This window comes from Cupriavidus sp. SIMBA_020 (assembly GCF_046535395.1).
Lineage (GTDB): Bacteria > Pseudomonadota > Gammaproteobacteria > Burkholderiales > Burkholderiaceae > Cupriavidus > Cupriavidus campinensis.
The window spans coordinates 1-319 of record NZ_JAWRWU010000263.1 but is presented as its reverse complement, the minus strand read 5'-3'; the positions used below and the strand labels follow the sequence as shown (position 1 = coordinate 319).

The 319-nt window shown below is 62.1% G+C and carries 1 protein-coding gene; it reads right to left on the bottom strand.

Annotation, left to right across the window (positions count from 1 at the left end; all coding sequences use genetic code 11):
* Positions 1–319: tripartite tricarboxylate transporter permease (locus SB751_RS29120; RefSeq protein ID WP_410748923.1), on the bottom strand; the 319-nt coding region annotated here is incomplete at both ends.

Sequence of the window (319 nt, the reverse complement as noted above, 5' to 3'; positions counted from 1 at the left end):
GCCGAACTTGCGCAGGAAATAGCCGAGCACACCAATGCCCGTCACCAGCAGCAGATCGAACGTGCCGGCGTTGATGGCATACACGCCGATATAGCTGATGCACAGGATGCCCGGCACCATCAGCCAGCCCGGCACCGACAGCACCTTCGAGAACACACGCACCAGCGGCACGTTCATGATGAACAGCAGCACGTTGGCCACGAACAGCGAAGCAATCAGCCCCCACACCAGTTCGGGCTTGGATTCGAACAACGACAGACCCGGCGTGATGTTGTAGAGCGTCAGCGCGCCCCTCATCACCGCGGTGGTGCCGCCGCCC